This window comes from Phreatobacter oligotrophus, from assembly GCF_003046185.1.
Taxonomy (GTDB): Bacteria; Pseudomonadota; Alphaproteobacteria; order Rhizobiales; family Phreatobacteraceae; genus Phreatobacter; species Phreatobacter oligotrophus.
Genome location: NZ_PZZL01000044.1, coordinates 1 through 4,259, shown reverse-complemented (window position 1 = coordinate 4,259; position 4,259 = coordinate 1). Strand labels below are relative to the sequence as shown.

Sequence of the window (4,259 nt, the reverse complement as noted above, 5' to 3'; positions counted from 1 at the left end):
GGCCTCACCCCAAACGAGTTTGCAACCCGGTCCAGACAGGACCACATGGAGAACAGAGTCCAGTTATGAACGAGGGCTGATCGGGGGCAACGTCAATGCGTAGCGGACGACGTGGAGAATCTCGCCCTTGCCGGCGTCACAACGATCTGCCGAAAGCACCCTTTGGGACAAGGTCGTCATCGCGCACGGCCTGCGCCGAGGTTTGAACGTCGCGGTGAACGGCGGCAAGAGGGTCAGCGCGTGTCATTGGTAATCCTAGCAAGTCTTCCCGGCTTTCATTCTGGACTGCAAGCGTCGATGGATCATTACTGATGCGACGCGCGTTCCGTAATTCGCCTGGAGAAGCGGGAATACCGCAATGGATAAAAGAGAGTGACGGTCTGCCGGCCGAGATCGAGCGCCCGGAGAACTCGGTCGCAAACGAGTGTCAAAACCGCTATACGATTGACGGGCGATGTGCCAATCGCGAACGGCGAATCTTGTCCGATTTGCCGGTGCTGAGTTTAGGACGAACTACTGCGGCATCTTGTCAACCGGATCTTTCGACGCCGGTGGGTTTTGACATGACCTCGGCGCAGCAAGATCGCCACTCATCCCAGGCCGCCTTCGTGTCGGCAAAGGCCGCCGTGCGTTTTTGTACAAAATCATCAAAGAGGCCCGAAACCGTCTCGCTCTTTAGCGTTGGTATTGTGCCGGGTGTCAGGCCCTTAAATTGATCGGCAAACGCGCTCGTGAACCGGCCGCCCATCCGGACGTGCTCTTCCCAATTAGAGTAGCCTATATCAGCAAGCTTCCGCACCAACTGTGTGTTGGCATGCGAAATGCCGATCATCTGCTCCAACGGATAAGTCATTGGCAGCCTCCTCTTCTGAGACACATGTCAAACCAGCGTCTATTACTCTGTTAATCCAAAATGGACCAGTCGACATTGAGCGAGATCAAGCCAACCCGCTTATCGTGCTCTAATCTTGTTGTGTTGTCCTCGAGCGGCAGGCTAACCGCATTCGGAAGGTGCACGAACCAGAATGATTCGTAGGACAGATTCTAGATGGTATTATGACAAATCGTCTTTTGTCTCTGCGCTAATGCCAAGGTCGAGGCACGCTGCTCTCGGTTGCCGCTGCCCCCGATTTGCGTCGATCTCTATATTCTCTGGCTCAGCTTGTAGAATTGTAAGGAAGAACACGAATGCCGGAGATCAACCCACAGACGCGGCCCGATCCGTTGGACGGATTGTCAGAGATGCTGGATCGGGCGGCGGCAGCGGTCCTCGCGCAAACGACCTTCGGGCTTTCTCCCGCGACATTGGCGCAGGCTTTCTCCGACTGGGGCCTGCATCTCGCCGCTTCGCCGGGCAAGCAGTTGCAGCTCGGCGCGAAAGCAATGCGCAAATGCCTCCGTTTGGCCGACTACGCCGCGCGGAGCGCGACGAAGAAGGACGCCGAGCGTGCGATCGAGCCGCTGCCGCAAGACCGCCGCTTTGCCGACGCGGCCTGGACCGCACCGCCGTTCAATCTCATCTCGCAAGCCTTCTTGCTGAACCAGCAATTCTGGCACGCGGCGACGACCGGTGTCGCGGGCGTTACCAAACATCATGAGGACATGGTGGCGTTCACCGTGCGGCAATGGCTGGACATGGCGGCGCCCACAAACTTTCTCGCCACCAATCCGGTCCTCCAGCGGCGCATCCTGGAGACAGGCGGGCAATGCTTGATCGACGGGATGCGTAACTTCATGGAGGACATGGGGCGGCTGGTCCGCGATCAGCCGCCGATTGGAACGGAAGCATTTCGGGTCGGAGAAACCGTCGCAACGGCCAAGGGCAAAGTCGTCTACCGCAACCGTCTGATGGAACTGATCCAGTATGGGCCGACGACCGATACGGTCCGGCCTGAGCCGGTGCTGATCGTCCCGGCCTGGATCATGAAATACTACATCCTCGACCTTTCGCCCGCGAACTCGCTGGTCAACTGGCTAACCGCACAGGGTTTCACGGTCTTCATGATCTCGTGGCGCAATCCGGGCAGCGCCGACCGCGACCTCGACATGGAGGACTATCGCCGGCTCGGGCCGATGGCCGCGCTCGACGCCATCGGCGCGATCACCGGTACCGCGTCCATCCATTCGGTGGGCTATTGCCTGGGTGGGACGCTGCTATCGATCGCCGCCGCGGCGATGGCGCGCGATGGTGACGATCGGCTCGCCAGCGTGACCCTGCTCGCCGCCCAGACCGAATTCTGTGAACCCGGCGAGTTGGGCCTGTTCATCGATCAGGGACAATTGAACCTCCTGGAAAGCATGATGTGGAGCCGGGGCTATCTGGACAGCAACCAGATGGGCGGCGCGTTCCAGATCCTGCGCTCCAACGATCTCGTCTGGTCGCGCGTGCTCACCACCTATCTGATGGGCGAGCGGGAGCCGATGACCGACCTGATGGCCTGGAACGCCGACGGCACGCGGATGCCCTATGCGATGCACAGCCAGTATCTGCGGCAACTGTTCCTCGAGGACGATCTGGCTGAGGGCCGCTACAAGGTCGACGGGCGCGTGATAAGCCTCTCCGCGATGCGCAAGCCGATGTTCGTCGTTGGCACGGAACGCGATCACGTCGCGCCCTGGCGATCGGTCCACAAGATCCATCGCCTGACCTGTGGCGAAATCGAGTTCGTGTTGACCAGCGGCGGCCACAACGCCGGCATCGTGTCGGAGCCGGGCCGGCCGCGGCGTTCCTACCGCCTGCTTCGCCGCGAAGCGGACGGGTCGGCGCTCGATCCCGATGAATGGCTCGTCAGGGCGCAACGCTTCGAAGGAAGCTGGTGGCCGGCCTGGGGCGACTGGCTCAAGCGTCATTCCGGCGCCGCCGTAGCGCCGCCGCCGATGGGCGCGCCCGACAAGAACCATCCGATCATCGCCGACGCGCCCGGCCTCTATGTGCTGGAGCGTTGAGCGATGGCCGATGATGGGATGATCGAGAACCGGACATTCGATGAAATTCGGGTCGGCGACACAGCCAGCATGACCCGGACGCTCCGCGAGGAGGATATCAAGCTGTTCGCGCTCGTCTCCGGCGATGTCAATCCGGCCCATCTCGACGCCGACTTCGCGGCGACTGACATATTCCGCCGCGTGATCGCCCATGGCATGTGGGGCGGCGGCCTGATATCCGCGGTGCTCGGCACCGAACTGCCGGGGGCTGGCGCTGTCTATCTCAGCCAGTCGCTGCGCTTCATCCGGCCGGTGGGCTTGGGAGACGCGATCACCGCGAGCGTGACCGTGGCCGAGAAACGGGCCGAGCAAAGCGTCATCGTGTTGGACTGCCGCTGCGTCAACCAGAACGGCGACGAAGTGATCTCCGGGCGCGCGGAGGTGAGGGCGCCGAAGGACAAGGTGCGTCGTCCCCGCATCGTGCTGCCGGATGTCCATCTGGCCGAGCATCGTGGCTATCGCCTTCTGATGGAGAAGACGACGGGGGGCGAAGCGGTGGTGACCGCCGTCGCGCACCCGTGCAGCGCCGCGGCCATCACGGCTGCGGTGGAGGCGGCGGAGGCCGGCCTGATCACGCCGATCCTGGTCGGGCCTGACGCGAAGATCAGGAAGGCTGCGGAAGAGGCCGGCAAAGACATCGCTGCGCTGCGCATCGTGCTGGCAGCCCACAGCCACGACGCGGCGGAGAAGGCGGTCGCGCTGGTGCGCGCCGGCGAAGCACGGCTGCTGATGAAGGGATCGCTTCATACCGATGAGCTGATGGGCGCGGTGATCGCTACCGCCACCGGTCTTCGCACCGAACGCAGGATCAGTCATGCCTATGTGATGGACGTGCCGGACCATCCGGTATCGCTTATCATCACCGACGCCGCGATCAACATCGCTCCGACGCTGGAGGAAAAGGCCGACATCATTCGAAACGCCATCGACCTTGCCCATGTGCTCGGCGTGGAGGAGCCGAAAGTGGCCATTCTCTCCGCCGTCGAGACCATCAATCCAGCGATGGAGTCGACCCTGGACGCAGCCGCGCTCTGCAAGATGGCGGATCGCGGGCAGATCACCGGTGGCATTCTCGATGGCCCGCTCGCCTTCGACAACGCGATCAGTGCGGCAGCCGCAAAGGAGAAGGGTATCGTCTCTCCCGTCGCCGGCCGGGCCGACATTCTTGTCGTGCCTAATTGTGGGTTCTGATCAGGTTGTTCCGGCGAGTACCTGAGCCGGCGATCGTCGTGCGAGGCTAACATGGGGCCGGTGGTGGTTGTACCAGGCCAGCC

The 4,259-nt window shown here is 62.1% G+C and carries 3 protein-coding genes; 2 read left to right on the top strand and 1 reads right to left on the bottom strand.

Annotated elements, in window-relative coordinates; genetic code table 11:
* Positions 1–529 precede the first annotated feature (529 nt).
* Positions 530–853: a hypothetical protein gene (locus C8P69_RS23155; RefSeq protein ID WP_057196280.1), complete on the bottom strand. Its 324-nt coding sequence runs from the start codon at positions 851–853 to the stop codon at positions 530–532.
* 335 nt (positions 854–1,188) lie between these two features.
* On the opposite strand from C8P69_RS23155, the gene C8P69_RS23150 reads away from it, so the two are divergent.
* Both C8P69_RS23150 and C8P69_RS23145 read left to right on the top strand, forming a co-directional pair.
* On the top strand, positions 1,189–2,946 hold the full coding sequence (locus C8P69_RS23150) for a PHA/PHB synthase family protein (protein WP_211353860.1): 1,758 nt from the start codon (positions 1,189–1,191) through the stop codon (positions 2,944–2,946).
* A 3-nt stretch (positions 2,947–2,949) separates the two neighbouring features.
* Entirely contained in the window at positions 2,950–4,176 is a 1,227-nt protein-coding gene (locus C8P69_RS23145) for a bifunctional enoyl-CoA hydratase/phosphate acetyltransferase (protein WP_245902217.1), read from the top strand.
* Positions 4,177–4,259: the final 83 nt, after the last annotated feature.

Coding starts and splice junctions, on each gene's coding strand:
- C8P69_RS23150 (WP_211353860.1), top strand. CDS start 1,189: ATGCCGGAGATCAACCCACAGACGCGGCCCGATCCGTTGGACGGATTG.
- C8P69_RS23145 (WP_245902217.1), top strand. CDS start 2,950: ATGGCCGATGATGGGATGATCGAGAACCGGACATTCGATGAAATTCGG.
- C8P69_RS23155 (WP_057196280.1), bottom strand. CDS start 853: ATGACTTATCCGTTGGAGCAGATGATCGGCATTTCGCATGCCAACACA.